Consider the following 18532-nt stretch of genomic DNA (forward strand, 5'->3'; position numbering starts at 1 on the left):
CCATTGAAATGGGTTTGAGAGAGGATTGGCCTGATGCATTACGCCGATAACGTCGATTACCCGAGGCTGCTGTCCCGACCGTCCATCTACATTCCGGGTCTTGGGCTTCTCTTCAGCGTTCTTCTCTACACGCAGGCTGGAGCCACATCACTCGGCAAAGCGCTTGCGGGACTTTTTGGCTTGGCGGAGGGTTCACCGTTTGCGGCAAACGTCATTGTCGCCCTGGTCATCACGGCTGTCGTTGCATTGAACGTGGCCGTGGTGATGCGGCTCAGCATCAGACATCAGATGTATGCCGTATGGGTGGAACTGGCACTTCTCGTCCTGCTGTTTTTCTATTCGTTCGATCTCAGTTTCGAGTTCATCCGCCGCAAGATCGGTTTCCTGCTCACGCAGGGCTTGGTGACGACCCTGTATGTGTCGGCCATCTCGATTGTCGTCGCATCCGTCCTGGCGATGATTGGCGCTATCGCCAAGCTGTCCTCCAACGGAATCGCCTTAGGAATAGCGAATTTCTATACCTCTCTGTTCCGCGGCCTGCCGCTGCTCATGCAGATCTACATGATCTATCTTGGTCTGCCGCAGCTTGGATACGTCATCAACGCGGTTCCCGCAGGTATCCTGGCCCTGTCGCTCTGCTACGGTGCCTACATGACCGAGATCTTCCGCGCTGGCATCGAGAGCATTCCGAAGGGCCAGTGGGAGGCCTCCCGCGCTCTTGGGTTGAAGCCGAGAGACACGTTGACCCGCATCATCCTTCCCCAGGCCATGCGCATCATCATTCCGCCGACAGGAAACCAGTTCATCGCCATGCTGAAGGACAGCTCGCTGGTGTCTGTGGTTGGCGTGTGGGAGCTCATGTATCTTGCCCGCACCCAGGGACAGACCGAGTTCCGTCATGTGGAAATGATGATCACCGCCTCGCTGATCTATTGGATCCTGTCTATCATTCTGGAACTCATCCAGACGCGCATCGAGCGGCGCTTCAACAGGGCCCAAGTGCGATGACGATTGTCACGACCGGAACCAGGCATGTCTGAGAGGAGATTCATTCGTGATGCAGAAGAAAAAGCTCTCTCTCGTGGAAACGGCGCCTGAATCCATGGGAGCAATCCCTGCCGTCCAGATCAAGAACCTGTCGAAATGGTACGGCACCTTTCAAGCCCTGAAGAACGTCAGCCTCACCATTACCCGCGGTGAGAAGCTCGTCATCTGTGGCCCTTCGGGTTCGGGGAAGTCGACGCTCATCCGCACTATCAATGCGCTTGAGAGTTTTCAGGAGGGACAGATCATTGTCGATGGCATCGCGTTAACCCGAAAGCCCGAAGCCGTGGAGGCAGTGCGGAAAAGGGTCGGCATGGTCTTCCAGCAGTTCAATCTGTTTCCTCACCTGACGGTGCTGGAAAACTGCACGCTCGCGTTGCGGCTCGTGCGCGGCGTCTCGCAGAAGGAGGCAGAAGACAGGGCGCTGCATTATCTTGGCAAGGTACGCATCCCGGACCAGGCTCATAAATATGCCTCGCAACTCTCCGGCGGACAGCAGCAACGTGTAGCCATTGCACGGGCCCTGTCGATGCAGCCCGACATCCTGCTGTTCGACGAACCGACCTCTGCGCTCGATCCCGAAATGGTCAAGGAGGTGCTCGACACCATGACGCAGCTCGCCGGTGAGGGCATGACCATGGCCGTCGTCACACACGAGATGGGCTTTGCCCGACAAGTGGCCGATCGGGTCGTTTTCATGGATCGCGGCGAGATTGTCGAGCAAGGCACACCGTCCGAGTTCTTCTCGAATCCCAAGGAGCTGCGCGCTCGTACCTTCTTGAGCCAGATCCTTCACTGATCTAGGCTCAATAATTACAGATAAATCACCGGACTAGGGATAGCGAAGCGTGGCAAGCGATTGCGATATTGTCATCATCGGGGCAGGGCACAACGGTCTCGTCTGCGCCTTTTATCTCGCGTCGGCCGGATACAAGGTGAAGGTTTTCGAGCAGCGTTCCGTCGTGGGGGGCGCGGCCGTCACTGAGGAATTTTATCCCGGCTTTCGCAATTCCGTGGCCTCCTACACGGTAAGCCTGCTCAACCCCAAGATCATTCGCGATCTGGACTTGCCACGTCATGGGCTGAAAGTTGTCGAACGCCGCCTGTCCAACTTCCTGCCGCTTCCTAATGACCAGTATCTGAAGATCGGCGAGGGCGTCACCCGTGCCGAGATCGCGCGGTTCAGTGCCAAGGATGCCGAGCGCTACGATGCCTATTCCAGCGAAATTGACGCAATTGCTGACGTGCTCCGCGATCTCGTGCTTCAGCAGCCTCCGAACCTCGTAGCCGGCGGCTGGCGTGCGGCTCTGTCAGAGGGCTGGCGCGCTCTGATGACGGGTAATCGCTTGCGCGGGCTCTCCATGGCAAATCGGCGAGCGCTCCTTGATCTCTTTGCCAAATCAGCGGGCGATTATCTCGACGGCTGGTTCGAGACGGATTGCGTGAAGGCGGCCTTCGGCTTTGATGCCATTGTCGGCAATTTTGCGAGTCCCTATACGCCGAATACGGCCTATGTGCTGCTTCACCACGTCTTCGGCGAGGTGAATGGCAAGAAGGGCGCCTGGGGCCACGCCATCGGCGGAATGGGCGCTATCACGCAGGCCATGGCGAAGGCCGCCCGCGAGCGCGGCGTCGAGATCGAGACCAACGCCCCGGTTCGCGAGGTCATCGTCGAGAAGGGCAGGGCGGCTGGTGTCGTCCTGAAGGACGGGCGTACGATCCGTTCGCGCGCCGTGGCTGGCAACGTCCACCCCAAACTGCTCTTCGATAAGCTGGTCCCGGAAGATGCCCTGCCGGCGGACTTCCTGAACCGTATGCGGCGCTGGAAGTCGGGTTCGGGCACATTCCGCATGAATGTGGCGCTCTCATCCTTGCCGAGCTTCACGGCTCTTCCTGGACGAGAGGTGGCCGATCACCATACCGCTGGCATCATCATCGCACCGTCGCTCGCCTATATGGACCATGCCTATGACGACGCGAAGCATTTCGGATGGAGCCGCGAGCCGGTGGTGGAGATGCTGATCCCCTCGACCCTCGATGACAGCCTCGCACCCAAGGGCGCGCATGTGGCAAGCCTGTTCTGCCAACATGTCCAACCGACCTTCTCGGATGGCCGCTCCTGGGACGATCACCGCGAGGAGGTGGCTGATCTGATGGTAGCCACTGTCGACCGTTATGCTCCCGGCTTCAAGGAGAGTGTCGTAGGACGGCAGATCACGAGCCCGCTCGATCTCGAGCGGACCTTCGGCCTGATCGGCGGCGATATCTTCCATGGCGCTCTGACCCTCGACCAGATCTTCAGTGCTCGACCAATGTTGGGTCACGCGGATTACCGCGCCCCGATCACAGGTCTTTATATGTGTGGCGCAGGTACGCATCCGGGTGGTGGCGTCACGGGCGCGCCCGGCCATAACGCAGCGCGCGCTGTCATGGCCGACATGCGGCGGTTGAGCTGACGCGCCTCGCGGCTGCCCTCAGATAGACAAGCAGGATCGATCATCTCAGAGCCGGCATCATAGTGCCGATTCTACTCTATTATGCGCCCTGAGACCGAATACGCCTGGATCGTCGGGAGCTTCGTGCCGTGCCGGAGCTCTCATTGAACTTGAACCTCACGCATTCTTTCACCGAAGAGGCGCAAGCTCCGCGTGAACCTATTTTAGGCACACATCGCCCGTCTACGGGCACGCTCAGCCGAGGATTGTATCCAACTGCCGAATCCTTGTGCTTTTCGCGTTGTTTGGTCGAACCTTTCGCAGATGCTCGGCGAACACTTGGAAGGTCGTGCCAATAAAAATCATTCTAAACAGTGTTTGACAGTATTCAAAAGTTTTGATCGGATGGTCAAACAAGAGCCTGTCCAAAAGAGGCGGGCCGAGGTGAACGGATCGACAGCCTGTAAAACGCGCCTCGAGCGCGCAGGAGGACCTATGTCTTCAGCACCCGATATTCGAGCCGGGCGGCTGCCCTCGGGCGATTACTGTAACGCGTTTTCTGATCTCCATGCTCCTCTCGATGCTCATGAGGCGCGAGTGGCGGCAGAGCGCTGCCTGTTCTGCTACGACGCTCCCTGCGTCGCGGCTTGTCCGACGAGCATCGATGTTCCGCTCTTCATTCGACAGATCGCCACCGGCAATGCGACAGGCGCCGGCAAGACCATTCTCGACTCAAACATCTTTGGCGGCATGTGCGCCCGCGTATGCCCTACGGAAACGCTCTGCGAGCAGGCCTGCGTGCGCAACGAGGCGGAAGGAAAACCCGTGATCATCGGACAGCTCCAACGTCACGCCACCGACGTGGTCATGGCCTCGGGGCGCCAGCTCTACAAGCACGGTGTGCCGAACGGTAGGCGGATCGCAGTAGTAGGAGCAGGCCCTGCAGGCCTTTCCTGCGCGCATAAGCTCGCCACGCTTGGTTACGACGTGGTGGTATTCGACAAGCGGCAGAAGGCGGGCGGTCTCAACGAGCATGGGATCGCCTCTTACAAATCGACCAACAATTTCGCGCAAGCCGAAGTCGATTGGATTCTGAGCGTCGGAGGTATCGAGCTGCGGTGCGATCAAATGCTCGGGCGCGACTACACCCTGACCGAGCTGCGGCGCGACTTCGATGCCGTCTTCCTCGGCCTCGGCCTTCAGGCGGTGAACTCACTCGGGATTGACGATGGCGGGCTGCGCGGCGTCGAGGATGCGGTGGCTTTCATTGAGGCTCTCCGCCAGTCGACTGATCTCTCCAAGCTGCCGATTGGTCGGCGCGTCGTGGTCGTCGGTGGCGGCATGACAGCTGTCGATGCTGCGGTGCAAGCGAAGAAACTCGGGGCCGAGGAAGTGACCATCGTTTACCGTCGTGGTGCAGAGCAGATGGGTGCCAGCCGCTACGAGCAGGAATTGGCGCTCACTGAAGGCGTCGTGGTGCGTCACTGGGCGCGACCTGTCGCTGTACATGGCGAGGACGGTGTGCTCCGGTCCGTTACCTTCGCGGCAACGGTGGAGCGCGATGGGCGCCTTGTCGATACGGGCGAGATTTTCGAACTGCCGGCGGATCAGCTCTTCAAAGCCATCGGCCAGCTCTTCGTGCCGCAGGTTCTCGAAGGTTCGAGCGATGTGCTCGATCTCGATGGTGGACGCATTGTGGTTGATGCTGATCGCCGCACGTCGTTGCCGGATGTCTGGGCTGGCGGCGACTGCGTGGTTGGGGGGCGCGATCTCACGGTGGTGGCTGTCGAGGATGGCAAGCAGGCAGCCCTGTCGATCGATCGCACCCTTCAAGGCTTCGTGCCGATGGCAGCGGAATAAGGGGAGAGAGTCATGGCCGATCTCAGCGTCAATTTCTGCGGCATCAAATCGCCCAACCCCTTCTGGCTTGCCTCAGCACCGCCCACTGACAAAGCATACAATGTCGAGCGCGCCTTCCGCGCCGGCTGGGGCGGCGTGGTCTGGAAGACCCTTGGTGAGGAGGGCCCCCCGGTCGTCAATGTCTCAGGTCCACGCTACGGCGTCGTGCACGGGCCCGACCGGCGTGTGTCCGCCTTCAACAATATCGAGCTCATTACAGATCGCTCGCTCGAGGTGAACCTGCAGGAAATCACCGAGATGAAACGCCGCTGGCCTGATCGGGCCATCGTCGTCTCGCTCATGGTCCCTTGCGAGGAAGAAGCCTGGAAACGCATTCTTCCCCGCGTCGAAGCGACGGGAGCCGATGGCATCGAGCTCAATTTCGGCTGTCCCCATGGCATGTCCGAACGCGGCATGGGCGCGGCTGTCGGCCAGGTGCCGGAATATGTAGAGATGGTCACGCGCTGGTGCAAGACGCATTCGCGCATGCCGGTCATCGTGAAGCTCACGCCCAACATCACGGATGTCCGCAAGCCTGCAGAGGCCGCTAAACGCGGCGGTGCCGACGCGGTGTCGCTCATCAACACGATCAATTCCATCGTCGGTGTCGATCTCGACCTCATGATTCCGCGGCCGCATACGGACGGTAAGGCAACCCACGGCGGCATGTGCGGCCCTGCGGTGAAGCCGATCGCGCTCAACATGGTAGCGGAAATCGCCCGCTCGCCCGCAACCCATGGCCTGCCGATCTCAGGCATCGGCGGTATCGAAACTTGGCGCGATGCAGCAGAGTTCATGGCCTTAGGCGCCGGCACGGTTCAGGTCTGCACCGCAGCCATGGTCTATGGCTTCAAGATCGTTCAGGAGATGATCACGGGCCTTGAGGCATTCATGGACGAGCGCGGCTACTCCAAGGTTCCCGACTTTGTCGGCGCAGCCGTCCCGAACGTGACGGACTGGCAGTACCTTAACCTCAACTACGCTGTGAAGGCGCATATTGATCAAGATCTTTGCATCAAATGCGGCCGCTGCCATGTGGCTTGCGAGGACACTTCGCATCAGGCGATCACGCATCTGAAAGATGGCGTGCGACACTTCGAGGTGATCGATGAGGAATGCGTCGGCTGCAATCTCTGCGCCAGCATCTGTCCAATCGAGAAATGCATCACGATGGTGCCGCTCGTGGACGAAGTGGATCGTCGCACAGGGCGCCTCGTGGATGGCTCATACCTCAACTGGACCCAACACCCGAACAATCCTCAAGTCGCGAAGAAACCCCTCGAGCCGCTTGAGCCTGCAGAGTGAACAGTATGACGGCGCCGGGTGACTGGCGCCGTTTCCATTTGCGTATCGATATCCTTGGATCGTCGCTATGACTGCTTCAATCCTCCAATCCTTCAGATCCACATGGCAGAACGCCGTCGAGGAGAATGCTCGTGAGCGTCTTGTGGGTAGTCTTGTAGAAATCATCGTCGGCAATGGTCTTGCCCGTGAGCGCCTCGATCTGGGCGCTGAAGTCGGCATAGTGCTGCGTGGTTGCCCAGATAGCGAAGATGAAGTGCTTAGGGTCGATGGGGCGCATCTTTCCCTCGGAAATCCAGTTTTCAATAATGCGGGACTTCGCCTCCACGATTTCAAGCAAGGTGCCAGTGAGGGCCGCCTTCAAATGTGCCGCGCCTTGCAGCACTTCCAAAGCGAACAGGCGCGAGGCCGAAGGGTGCGTGCGGGAGTATTCGAGTTTGCGGCCAATGTAGGCACTCAGCGCGACTCGCGGGTCGCTCGTTCCATCAAGCTCGCGCAGAGGCTCAAGCCACATATCGAGTGTTCGTGCGAGAACTGCGGTGTAAAGCTCTTCCTTGGTGCGGAAGTAATAGAGAAGATTCGGCTTCGACAGGCCGGCGGCTTCGGAAATCTGGTCGATACGCGCGCCCCTCAAGCCGTAGGCGGCGAAAACAGTCAGAGCCGAGTCAAGAATGCGTTGAACATTCGCTTCTCCCGCTCTGGTCTTGCGCGAGGACATTTGCGGGTCCTGGCCTATCTCGTCAGCCACCGATCGAAACCTTCTCGTTCTTCCTGGAGTGGACATTACGTTGCGGATGTGTCCTCGCGCAATATCACTCGTGAGATGCGACTGGAAAGAGTCAGGGGGCGTCGTTCACGAGATGCTCAAAGCGGCGGCGCAGTGCTTATGAACAGGGCAATCCCCTCGAATGAGGGTCGCGGAATTTCCGGCAGAATGAGAACGGCACGATTCTTGCTTAAACAAGACCAGAGCCTCTGGAGAGTGGGACAGTGCTGAAGCGCGTAACGAATGAATGGATCGGTGACAACGAGATGCCGGCTACGCTTGCTGCACAGGGCGCCATGAAAGAACCCGCATTGCCGCCTGTCGTCGAGATCAAGGGGTTGTCACTGACCTATGAGGCAGCGGACAGCCCTGTCTATGCTCTTTCCAACGTGGATCTGCAGATCGCAGAAGGGGAGTTCGTCTCGTTCATCGGCCCCTCCGGTTGCGGAAAGACGACATTGCTGCGGGTGATCGCAGATCTCGAGCAGCCGACAGGCGGTGATATTCACGTCAATGGCGTGAGCCCGGAAGAGGCGCGGTTGCGCCGTGATTATGGTTTCGTCTTCCAGGCTCCTGCACTGTATCCCTGGCGCACCATTCAGAAGAACATCGAACTGCCGCTTGAAATCTTCGGCGTCTCCAAAGCCGAGAGGCGTGAGAAGGCATCGAAGCAGCTTGAGCTTGTGAACCTGAAAGGGTTCGAGAACAAGTTTCCCTGGCAGCTCTCCGGCGGGATGCAGCAGCGTGCGTCCATTGCTCGAGCTCTTTCCTTTGACCCAAAGCTCCTGCTCATGGATGAGCCGTTCGGTGCGCTGGATGAGATCGTGCGCGATCATCTGAACGAGCAGCTGCTCAAGCTCTGGGATAAAACCGGCAAGACGGTACTGTTCGTCACCCACTCCATTCCGGAAGCGGTTTTCCTCTCCTCTAAGATCGTGGTCATGTCGCCGCGTCCGGGACGCATCATCGATATCATCGATGCAAGCCTTCTAGGACGTGATCGGACGCTCGACATTCGCGAGACTCCTGAATTCCTGAAGATTGCGCATAGGGTCCGCGAGGGTCTGAGAGCGGGGCATTCCTATGACGACTGAGGCTCTCATTTTCGCTGCGCCTCCAGCGCGCCGCAAGGTGCCGCGCCGGGAAGGGAGTACCGGTCCCGTTCTCGTGGTCGTGTTGGTAATCCTGGCGCTCTGGTACGTGGCCGCCATCTTCATGAACTGGCAGGGTGTGACCGACGCCTTCTCGCGCACGGGCGAGCAGCACACCACTGGCGAGATCCTTCTCGGGACACTGGATCAAGAGCGACCTGTTCTCCCTGCTCCGCATCAGGTTGTGGCCGAGCTGAAAAAGACGGTGTTCGACATCGCAATCACATCGCGGCGCAATCTGCTGTTCCATGCGTGGGTGACGCTGTCCTCAACGCTCCTAGGATTCGGCCTCGGCGCCTTGCTCGGCATCGTACTGGCGGTTCTCATCGTCCATGTGAAGACCCTTGAGCGCAGCCTGATGCCCTGGATCATCTCGTCCCAGACAATCCCGATCCTTGCCATCGCACCGATCATCATCGTCGTTCTGGGCTCCATCGGAATCACGGGTCTTTTGCCGAAGGCGATCATCTCCGCTTATCTGTGCTTCTTTCCCATAACGATCAGCATGGTGAAGGGCTTGAACTCGCCCGATCCCATCCAACGCGATCTGATGCGCACCTATTCTGCATCCGGGGCGCAGATCTTCTGGAAACTGCGTCTTCCAGCTTCGCTGAGCTATCTCTTTGCAGGCCTGAAGGTGGCCGCCGCTATCAGCCTTGTGGGTGCCATCGTCGGCGAGTTGCCGACCGGTGCACAGGCCGGACTCGGTGCGCGTCTTCTCGCCGGATCCTACTACGGCCAGACCATTCAAATTTGGGCCGCTCTCTTCGGTGCAGCCATCTTGGCCTCGATATTGGTTGCCATCGTAAGCTTGGCGGAGCGGATCGTGAACCGCCGCATGGGAGTGCACCGAGCATGAGTGCCAGCCGCCACGCTCTAATCCTGACCCCTTTGGCCATTCTCGGCTGCCTCTATGCTCTTTATCTGGTGCATCGACCGGATGTCGCAGGACAAGCTGGATTGGCCTTCTGGGCCTTCATCGTGGCCCTGTGGCTGCTTACGGGCTTCGCCATCAGCGGTCTGTCACATCTAAAACTGAAACAGCCGGTTGCGCGCCGTGCGACCGGGCTCGCGGTGCCGGTTCTTTTCGGCGCTTTCCTGTTCTTTCTTTGGGAGGTGATCGTGATAGGGGCAGGGGTTCCGTCAGTCCTCATGCCTGCGCCCTCCGCCATCGCCGCAAAGTTTTCTGCCTCACTGCCGCTGCTGCGAGACGACTTTGTCCAGACCTTCGTAAAGTCGGTTCTGTCCGGCTACGCGATGGGATGTCTTTCAGGCTTCCTGGTCGCCATCATCGCGGATCGCGTTCCCTTCCTGCGCAAGGGGCTTCTGCCGCTCGGCAATTTCGTCTCTGCTTTGCCGGTCATCGGCATCGCGCCCATCATGGTCATGTGGTTCGGCTTCGACTGGCCGTCCAAGGCGGCTGTCGTGGTGGTGATGACGTTCTTCCCGATGCTCGTGAACACCGTCACAGGTCTTGCTGCAGCCGGCAAGCTCGAACGGGACCTCATGCACTCCTATGCAGCGGGTTACTGGACGAGTCTCATCAAGCTCCGGCTGCCGGTGGCGCTGCCCTTCATCTTCAACGCTCTCAAGATCAACTCGACGCTCGCGCTGATCGGTGCCATCGTCGCGGAGTTTTTCGGCACGCCCATCGTCGGCATGGGCTTTCGCATCTCGATCGAAGTCGCTCGCATGTCTCTCGATATGGTGTGGGCAGAAATCGCGCTCGCAGCGATTGCGGGCTCGGCATTCTATGGGCTTGTCGCTCTCATTGAGCGCGGCGCAACCTTTTGGCATCCGTCGTACCGCACATAAGGGGAACCGTGGGCGGCGTTTAAGAGGAGAGAAGAATGATCAGGACCACACTACTGGCGGGGGCACTTGCACTCGGCTTTACCAGCGCCGCCTTCGCGCAGGCGGACAAGGTAACGATCCAGCTCAAATGGGTCACGCAGTCCCAGTTCGCTGGCTATTACGTCGCCAAGGACAAGGGGTTCTACAAGGAATCTGGCCTTGACGTGACGATCAAGCCTGGTGGCCCGGACATCGCACCGCCTCAGGTTATCGCCGGCGGTGGCGCGGACGTCATCGTGGACTGGATGCCATCGGCTCTCGCTGCCCGCGAAAAGGGTGTGCCGCTGGTCAACATCGCGCAACCGTTCAAGAAGTCCGGAATGATGCTCACCTGCCGCGCCGAGACAGGCATCAAGACACCACAGGACCTGAAGGGACGTACTCTTGGCGTGTGGTTCTCCGGAAACGAATATCCCTTCCTCGCCTGGATGGCGAAGCTCGGTCTCAAGACGGATGGATCGGCCGGCGGCGTGAAGGTTCTCAAGCAGGGCTTCAACGTCGACCCCCTCATCCAGAAACAAGCCGACTGCATCTCGACCATGACCTACAACGAGTATTGGCAGGTCATCGATGCGGGCTTCAAGCCGGAGCAGCTCGTGGTCTTCAAGTATGAGGATCAGGGCGTCGCAACACTCGAGGACGGCCTCTACGTGATGCAGGACAAGCTGAAGGATCCTGCCTTCGTCGCCAAGATGGCAAAGTTCGTGGCTGCCTCTCAGAAGGGCTGGGACTACATGCGCCAGAATCCGGAAGAGGCAGCCACCATCGTCCTCGACAACGATGCTTCCGGCGCGCAAACCGAGAAGCACCAGAAGCGGATGGCAGGCGAGATCGCCAAGCTGCTCGACACCTCCGCCAAAGGCAAGCTCGACCCGGCGGATTTCGACCGCACGGTTGCAACTCTTCTCTCCTCCGGCGGCGATGCGCCCGTGATCACCAAGAAGCCCGAGGGCGCTTGGTCGCACGCTGTCGTCGACGCCAAAATGTGAGACTCTTACATCGTACATATCAGTGAATGTTGGGGCGAGGCGTCACGCCTTGCCCCATCCACCAATCATAAAATGATCAGGGAACAGGACCATGTCTCTTCTCATCCGTGGCGGAACCGTCGTGAATGCCGATATGAGCCGTCGTGCCGACGTGCTGGTGGACGGTGAGCGGATCGTCGCCGTAGGCGAGAATCTCGAAGCACCTGCAGGCGCACAGATCGTCGACGCCGGTGGCGCCTTCGTGATGCCGGGAGGCATCGATCCCCACACGCATATGGAGTTCCTGTTCATGGGAACCGTGTCTGCGGATGATTTCGAGTGGGGCACCAAGGCGGCGATCTCCGGAGGAACCACCACTATCGTCGATTTCTGCATTCCCGGCGCAGGCCAATCCTTGATTGATGCCTATCGTGACTGGCGAAACAAGTCCGAAAAGGCTGCAGGTGACTACTCCTACCATCTTGCCATCACATCCTGGTCGGATCAGGTGGAACGCGAGATGGGTGAGATCGTGAACACCTATGGCGTCAACACCTTCAAGCACTTCATGGCCTATAAGGGCGCGCTGATGGTGGATGACGATATCCTCTTCCGCTCTTTCAAACGCTGCGCAGAATTGGGTGCCACGGCTCTCGTCCATGCCGAAAACGGCGATGTCGTTGCGCAGATGCAGAACATGTTCATTTCGCAAGGCAAGACTGGCCCCGAGTTTCATGCCTATTCCCGTCCGCCCGAGGTAGAGGGCGAGGCAGCAAACCGCGCGATCATGATCGCGGACATGGCAGGCTGCCCGCTCTATATCGTGCACACCTCCTGCAAGCCGGCGCACGATGCGATTGCCCGCGCACGGGCCGAAGGCAAGCGTGTTTTCGGCGAGCCGTTGATCCAGCACCTCGTGCTCGATGAGACGGACTATCTCAACAAGAGCTGGGATCATGCGGCCCAACGCGTGATGTCACCTCCCTTCCGGCCAAAGGTGCACCAGGACAGCCTCTGGGCGGGCTTGCAGGCCGGTTCGCTCCAGGTGGTCGCCACCGACCATTGCTCCTTCACGATGGAACAGAAGCGCATGGGCTTGGGCGACTTCCGCAATATCCCGAATGGCACGGGTGGTCTCGAAGACCGCATGCCCGTGCTCTGGAACGCAGGTGTCAATACGGGACGGCTCACGCCGAACGAGTTCGTCGCCGTCACCTCTGCGAACTCGGCTCGCATTCTGAACATGTATCCGCAGAAGGGCGTCATCATGCCCGGAGCGGATGCAGATATCGTGATCTGGGATCCGAAGGCGACCAAGACCGTTTCGGCCAAGACCCAGGTTAGCCGTATCGAGTACAACGTGTTCGAAGGTTTCGAACTCACAGGCCTTCCGGCGAAGGTCTATCTTCGTGGCAGGCTTGCAGCGGAGGATGGTCAGGTCAGGGCCGAACGCGGCCAGGGCCGCTTCGTGGCGCGTCCGCCGCTGCCGGCCTTTGCCCGAGCCCAGCGCCTCTGGAAAACGAATACTGCGCCGAAGGCCGTCGCGCGCTGATTGTGCGCTCGCCTCCTCCCGAATGCGGGAGGAGGGCTCCCGTAGCAAGACTCATTGCGTTCATCTTGAGATCACATCATGCAGAATCTTACCATCAACCCTCAGCGTCTCTGGGACAGCTTGATGGATACAGCCAAGATCGGCGGCACGGAGAAGGGTGGCATCTGCCGCCTCACGCTGACCGATCTCGACCGCCAGGTGCGCGACTGGTTCCGCAGCCAATGCGAGGCGCTTGGCTGCACGGTCGCTGTCGATCAGGTCGGCAATATGTTTGCCACGCGACCCGGCAAGCGGAGCGATCTTTCCCCCATTGCCATCGGTAGCCATCTCGATACGCAGCCGACAGGCGGCAAGTTCGACGGCGTTCTCGGTGTCCTCGGCGGCCTTGAGGTCATGCGGACGATGCACGACCTCGGCTATGAGACCAATGCGCCCCTGATGCTCGTGAACTGGACCAATGAGGAAGGCTCGCGCTTCGCACCCGCGATGCTCGGCTCCGGTGTCTATGCCGGCGTGTTCGACCGAGCGTTCGCTGACAGCCGAGAGGACCGCCAGGGCGTGAAGTTCGGCGATGCCATCGAGAGCATTGGTTACCGGGGCGATGCGGCACCCGGTTCCGTGAAGTTCGGCGCCATGTTTGAACTTCACATCGAGCAAGGGCCCATTCTCGAAGCCGAGAAAAAGATGGTGGGCGTCGTGACAGGCGTTCAGGGCATGCGCTGGTACGAGCTTGAGCTCACAGGACGTGAGGCCCATACCGGCTCGACCCCCATGAACCTGCGCACGAACGCTCTGTTGGGAGCCGCCCGTATCATTGATCGCGTGGACCAGATTGCCCTGGAGCATTCACCCTCCGCCGTCGGCACCGTTGGCTTGGTGGAGGTGAAACCCAACTCACGCAATGTGATTCCCGGACATGTCTTCTTCACGGTCGATTTCCGGCATCCGGACGATGCGGTGCTCGAAGCCATGGAGGGCAAGCTCATGAGCGCTATTCCTGCCATCGCGAAGGAAATCGGCCTGGAGTTTTCGGTGAAGAAGGTTTGGGACTCTCCTGCAGTCCGCTTCGATCCTGAATGTATTTCCGCAGTCCGCAAAGGCACGGAGAAAGCAGGATTTTTGTCTCGTGACATGGTATCTGGCGCAGGGCACGATGCGGCTTATATCGCGCGCGTAGCTCCCACGACGATGATTTTCGTGCCTTGCGAGGGAGGCTTGAGCCACAACGAGGCTGAAAGCACAACGCCCGAGGAATGCGCTGCCGGTGCTCAGGTTCTGCTGAACGCCGTTCTGGAATACGACCAGCGCTTCAGTCAGTAGCTTAAAGGATGCGAGGCCAGTCACATGCCGGCCTCTGCTCGTCTCGATGTCGCAGGCTTCCTGCACATATGGGGCATTTGTGCTACATCCTGCACCGGGAACGATGAACGGAGACCGGGATGACAGGGCGAGCCTCAACCAAATCTACCAAGCTGCTCGGTCTCGTTGGTCCGAATGCCGAGAAGACTGTTTCCCTGGCGTTGCAGGGCGGGGGCGCGCATGGGGCGTTCACCTGGGGCGTCCTGGATTACCTACTTGAGGATGGCCGGCTGGCCATTGAGGCAATTACAGGCGCGAGTGCTGGTGCGATGAACGCGGTCGTCCTCGTGGAAGGTTGGCTGGAGGGCGGCCGAGATGGCGCTCGCCAGCAACTGCGGACGTTCTGGAAGAGAGTCAGCCTTGACGGCGGGCTCTCGCCCATTCAGCGCTCTCTCTTCGACCACTTCCTGAGCTACTGGAGCGGAACTCACGGGTCGACGAATATATGGAGCGGAGCGTTCTCTCATGTCGCAAGTCCCTACGACTTGAATCCGCTGGACATCAATCCACTGAAGGATGCGCTGAACGAGTTGATCAACTTCGAACGGGTCAGGGCTTGTCAGGAGACGAAGCTCTTTGTCTCGGCAACGAATGTCTGGACCGGAAAGATCAGAGTCTTTTCGGCCTCGGAACTGACCGTCGATCACGTTCTCGCATCTGCGTGTCTGCCGACGATCTTCAAGGCTGTCGAGTTAGATGGCGAGCCTTATTGGGATGGGGGATACACCGGTAACCCGGCGCTCTTTCCGCTGTTCTATGAGGCTGAGTCAGACGACATCTTGCTCGTTCAGATCAATCCTATTGAACGCCGATCAACACCACGGACCGCTGAGGAGATCCGCAGCAGGCTGACCGAAATCACCTTCAACGCTAATCTTCTCTACGAGCTCAGGGCGATCGGATTCGTCCGGCGACTGATCGATGAGGGAAAACTCTCGACCGACGAGTACAAGCGCGTGCTGATGCACCGGATTCATGGTGGCGCGCAGCTCGACATCTATGCTGCGTCATCGCGCCTCAATGCAAGGTGGGATTTCTTCAAGAAACTGAAGAATCTGGGCCGCGCCGCGGCTCGCGACTGGCTGGCAACGAACTTTCAGGCTCTGGGGCGCGAGAGCACGCTTGATCTCACCAATGCTTAGTCTTAGCTAGTGTGGGTATATCACAACAGATCACAAGAGCCGGCGAAGGGCCTTTCTCATGGCACGAAAAGCAGGAAGTGCGGACCTGCCGCTGCACAGCGGGCACGTGCCGAAATGGCTTGCTGACCGCATGACGCGTCTTGGTGCCGTAATGAGCGAGGCTATCGTTCATCATTATGGGCGCGATGAATTGCTACGCCGCTTGACACATCCATTCTGGTTCCAGTCGTTCGGCGCTGTTATGGGGATGGACTGGCATTCGTCGGGCATCACCACCAGCGTCATCGGTGCGCTGAAACGCGGCCTGACGCCTTTGTCAAAAGAACTCGGTATCCACGTGTGCGGTGGGCGAGGGCGCCATTCGCGGCAGACACCGCAAGAGCTGGTGTCCATTGGCGAGCGCGTGGGCTTTGACGGATCGGCTCTGGCATCCTCCATTAGCCTTTGAGCCAAACCCTCAACTTGAAGCAGCCTTGGACCGCCTGTTACAGGGCATTCGGCAGAGCCGGGGCGGATGAGGGTAGGGCAGATAACAACGAGAAACGTGCCAATCCGCCTCGATATGCGCACCCTGCCCGCCATTGCACATCGGATGAAGCTGCTGCGCCTCACTACAGGGCTGTCCGTGGCCGACTTCGCTCGCGAGACCGGCGTTGCGCGGACTATGTGGCACAATATCGAAGCAGGGTTCTCCCGTATCGGGATCGATGCAGCCATGAAGCTGTGCGACAAGTATCACATCACACTCGATTGGATTTATCGTGGGCAGGACGCCATGCTTCCCCATGGGCTCGCCAAGCGCCTGCTGGAAGTGGTCGTGGCTGACAAGGAGCGCGACTGATAAAGGGTCGGGGGAGAAGTGGTTATCGATAGACCAGAGATCATCGGGGGCAGGATTCGGCTGCTCCGCGAGGCGCTGGGCTATGATCAGGCGCGGGCCTTTTGCCAGTTTGTCGGCTTCTCAGACCAAGCGCTTTACAACTACGAGACAGGCAAGCGCCGGATCTCGCTCGATGAAGCGATGAAGATCGTTGCCAAGACCGGTGCGAGCCTCGATTGGATCTACAGGGGAGTGGAGTACTCGCTTCCTGTTCACCTCGCTGAGAAGCTACGGCAGGTGGATGCCTGACGATCTCCAGTCTCCGATCAAGCACCACCTTGTGCTGTACCGGATCAACCAAGAGCAGGGCATCCGGCGCTTCTACTCGCTGATGATCGAGCGAGACCTCTTCGGGACCATCCGCCTTGTGAGGAACTGGGGCTGGATCGGCACCAAGGGACAGGAGAAGTCCGAGATCTATGCGCATTGCCTCCAATGGTGTTCGGACCATCATTGTGGAGACAGCAAACCGCTTTGCCCGTGATCTGATCGTGCAGGAAACCGGCTATGGGATACTCAAGGAGCGCGGCATCGATCTGATCGCCGCCGACAAGCCGGATGCCTTCCTCGATGATACGCCCACGGCCAAACTCATCCGGCAGGTTCTCGGGGCCGTGAGCGAGTTCGAGAAGGCCATGGTGGTCTCGAAGTTGAAAGGGGCGCGGGATCGCAAGCGCGCTACAGGCGTGAAGGTTGAGGGCCGCAAGAACTACGCCGAAATCAATCCGGAGATGGTCGCTCTGGCCAAGAAGCTGCGGCGGTACAAGGTCCAGGGCCGCAAGCGCACCCTGCGGGAGATCGCAGGCGAACTTGCCCAGGCTGAATTCGTCACGGACACTGGCAAGCCCTATGCGGCAGCCGCCATTGCCAGAATGATTGAGGCTTGAGATCGCAGGCCAAGCCTCAAGGATATCGATTGAGGTTCTGGCAGTCTAAGGGGGGCAATCTATAGCTTACCCCTCGTTAATTGGTCGCTGTGCGATGAATACCTTTGCACCGCGACCCAAGCCGTAGCGCGCGACATCCGGCTCGATCGCAACGAACGTCTCCAACTCGAAACCGGCTGCTGTAATGCGATCCCGAATATCAGATCCGAAATACCGGACGTGATCTTCTTGTCCAAAATGCAAGAGGCGGTCAGTCGTAGAGGTGATGTTCGGGTTCTCGTATGTTTGCGACCACCCTTCGATCACGGGCGTCATCAGCAGAGCAATGCCGTTCGGCCGCAATACGCGGAACATCTCGCGGAGGGCTTTCCTATCATCAACATGCTCAAGAACATGGCAACAGATGATCAAATCAAACGAATTATCATGTAAGTCCAATTCCTCAATATTGAGAGTGAGCTCTGCTAATCCGGGTTCGTAGTCAGCGCTTTTATATCGAGGAACCCTCGCTCGAAGGAGGTGTTCGACGATGGGTTCGGGCGCAAAATGCAAAGCGTCCACGCTATCGCGCAGAATTTTTGAGTTTCGGTCCAGGCAAAGTTTAAGGAGGCGATGCCGCTCAAGACTACGGCACTTAGGGCATTGCGCGTCATAGCGTGGAGGGTGGCCGAAAGCTCGAAAATATCCTGTGTAGCCGCATAAGCTACACTCACGCGGGTGGCGGCCCTGAAGCTCGGATACAACCGACGCAACATAATAGGGCCACCGCAAGTGATTTTTGAGTGCCTTCGGAACATGTTTGTACATGTGAGTCCCAAATATTGGTCATAAACTTGTCTGCGGTGAAGTCTATTTAAAACCTGATAAATCTGACTAGATGAGCAATAGGGTTAGCCATCTGCCTAGATGAGCAATAGGGCTAGCCATTTGTTATTAGGCTAAGTCATTCGTTGAAATAACATGCAAATATTTTTGAATTGATATGGGATTGGAAGCATTTATAAAGATTTTATTCTAAATTTAAGGCATTTAAGCTAATAAATGAGCAAATATATTTAATAGTAGGATCAAAAATCATGGCTCTTAGGGCCGTCCGGCAGGCTCTTTCATGCGACATCCTGGCTAATCCCAGAAGTTCGGACCTATGTGTGCCGTCCGTTGATGACTGTACAGACCTGCCAGGAAAGACCGACCTATCTCAGGTGTCCTTCGCCCTTAGGTGTTCAGTCCCGGCATGTGGTGGATTGGATTGAGCCTGAAGCGTTTTGGCTCGGCTGTCCAGATCTTGCAGAT

The 18532-nt window shown here is 58.6% G+C and carries 18 protein-coding genes and 1 pseudogene; 17 read left to right on the plus strand and 2 right to left on the minus strand.

Features of this window, described 5'->3' with window-relative positions; translation table 11 throughout:
* Positions 1-33: 33 nt before the first annotated feature.
* The 5 genes from DC522_RS23175 (at position 34) to preA (ending at position 6683) form a co-directional block, all read left to right on the plus strand.
* Complete coding sequence (locus DC522_RS23175) at positions 34-1008, plus strand: amino acid ABC transporter permease (protein ID WP_116530980.1); 975 nt, start codon at positions 34-36, stop codon at positions 1006-1008.
* 49 nt (positions 1009-1057) lie between these two features.
* Positions 1058-1843 carry an amino acid ABC transporter ATP-binding protein gene (locus DC522_RS23180; protein ID WP_305777713.1) on the plus strand — a complete coding sequence of 262 codons (786 nt, stop codon included), beginning with the start codon at positions 1058-1060 and terminating at the stop codon, positions 1841-1843.
* A gap of 49 nt (positions 1844-1892) precedes the next feature.
* Positions 1893-3500: an NAD(P)/FAD-dependent oxidoreductase gene (locus tag DC522_RS23185; protein ID WP_116530981.1), complete on the plus strand. Its 1608-nt coding sequence runs from the start codon at positions 1893-1895 to the stop codon at positions 3498-3500.
* Positions 3501-3974: 474 nt separating this feature from the next.
* Complete coding sequence (locus DC522_RS23190; protein WP_116530982.1) at positions 3975-5339, plus strand: NAD(P)-dependent oxidoreductase; 1365 nt, start codon at positions 3975-3977, stop codon at positions 5337-5339.
* Positions 5340-5351: 12 nt separating this feature from the next.
* Positions 5352-6683, plus strand: coding sequence for an NAD-dependent dihydropyrimidine dehydrogenase subunit PreA (gene preA, locus DC522_RS23195; RefSeq protein WP_116530983.1), 1332 nt, complete (start codon positions 5352-5354; stop codon positions 6681-6683).
* 76 nt (positions 6684-6759) lie between these two features.
* Here preA and rutR read toward each other — a convergent pair whose 3' ends face one another.
* Positions 6760-7398 carry an HTH-type transcriptional regulator RutR gene (rutR, locus tag DC522_RS23200; RefSeq protein WP_116530984.1) on the minus strand — a complete coding sequence of 213 codons (639 nt, stop codon included), beginning with the start codon at positions 7396-7398 and terminating at the stop codon, positions 6760-6762.
* A 344-nt stretch (positions 7399-7742) separates the two neighbouring features.
* Between rutR and DC522_RS23205 the strand changes: the two genes are divergently transcribed.
* From DC522_RS23205 to DC522_RS23260, 12 genes and pseudogenes are all read left to right on the plus strand, one after another.
* The gene (locus tag DC522_RS23205) at positions 7743-8540 is read left to right on the plus strand and encodes an ABC transporter ATP-binding protein (protein WP_205769730.1); all 798 of its coding nucleotides are present in this window, start codon (positions 7743-7745) and stop codon (positions 8538-8540) included.
* Positions 8530-9456, plus strand: coding sequence for an ABC transporter permease (locus DC522_RS23210; protein ID WP_116530985.1), 927 nt, complete (start codon positions 8530-8532; stop codon positions 9454-9456). Before DC522_RS23205 ends, DC522_RS23210 begins: the two co-directional genes overlap by 11 nt.
* The gene (locus DC522_RS23215) at positions 9453-10412 is read left to right on the plus strand and encodes an ABC transporter permease (RefSeq protein WP_116530986.1); all 960 of its coding nucleotides are present in this window, start codon (positions 9453-9455) and stop codon (positions 10410-10412) included. Before DC522_RS23210 ends, DC522_RS23215 begins: the two co-directional genes overlap by 4 nt.
* Positions 10413-10447: 35 nt before the next feature.
* A complete protein-coding gene (locus DC522_RS23220) occupies positions 10448-11440 on the plus strand; it encodes an ABC transporter substrate-binding protein (protein WP_116530987.1) in 993 nt (330 codons plus the stop codon).
* Positions 11441-11531: 91 nt separating this feature from the next.
* Positions 11532-12971: a dihydropyrimidinase gene (gene hydA, locus DC522_RS23225; RefSeq protein WP_116530988.1), complete on the plus strand. Its 1440-nt coding sequence runs from the start codon at positions 11532-11534 to the stop codon at positions 12969-12971.
* 78 nt (positions 12972-13049) lie between these two features.
* Positions 13050-14291 (plus strand): Zn-dependent hydrolase, encoded by a 1242-nt coding sequence (locus tag DC522_RS23230; RefSeq protein ID WP_116530989.1) that lies wholly within the window; start codon positions 13050-13052, stop codon positions 14289-14291.
* Positions 14292-14410: 119 nt separating this feature from the next.
* A complete protein-coding gene (locus DC522_RS23235) occupies positions 14411-15472 on the plus strand; it encodes a patatin-like phospholipase family protein (protein ID WP_116530990.1) in 1062 nt (353 codons plus the stop codon).
* A gap of 58 nt (positions 15473-15530) precedes the next feature.
* Positions 15531-15917: pseudogene (locus tag DC522_RS23240) on the plus strand (DUF763 domain-containing protein); the annotation flags it as partial.
* 99 nt (positions 15918-16016) lie between these two features.
* Positions 16017-16313: a helix-turn-helix domain-containing protein gene (locus DC522_RS23245; RefSeq protein ID WP_133239351.1), complete on the plus strand. Its 297-nt coding sequence runs from the start codon at positions 16017-16019 to the stop codon at positions 16311-16313.
* 18 nt (positions 16314-16331) lie between these two features.
* Positions 16332-16601 (plus strand): helix-turn-helix domain-containing protein, encoded by a 270-nt coding sequence (locus DC522_RS23250; protein ID WP_116530992.1) that lies wholly within the window; start codon positions 16332-16334, stop codon positions 16599-16601.
* Positions 16594-16836, plus strand: a complete 243-nt coding sequence (locus tag DC522_RS23255; RefSeq protein WP_116530993.1) for a WGR domain-containing protein — start codon at positions 16594-16596, stop codon at positions 16834-16836. The genes DC522_RS23250 and DC522_RS23255 overlap by 8 nt, the downstream gene beginning before the upstream one ends.
* Entirely contained in the window at positions 16808-17239 is a 432-nt protein-coding gene (locus DC522_RS23260) for a recombinase family protein (protein ID WP_245444440.1), read from the plus strand. The genes DC522_RS23255 and DC522_RS23260 overlap by 29 nt, the downstream gene beginning before the upstream one ends.
* A gap of 66 nt (positions 17240-17305) precedes the next feature.
* Here the strand turns inward: DC522_RS23260 and DC522_RS23265 are convergent, their stop codons facing one another.
* Positions 17306-18046 (minus strand): class I SAM-dependent methyltransferase, encoded by a 741-nt coding sequence (locus DC522_RS23265; RefSeq protein WP_116530995.1) that lies wholly within the window; start codon positions 18044-18046, stop codon positions 17306-17308.
* Between the last annotated feature and the right edge of the window lie 486 nt (positions 18047-18532).

Source organism: Microvirga sp. KLBC 81 (assembly GCF_003075415.1).
Taxonomy (GTDB): domain Bacteria; phylum Pseudomonadota; class Alphaproteobacteria; order Rhizobiales; family Beijerinckiaceae; genus Microvirga.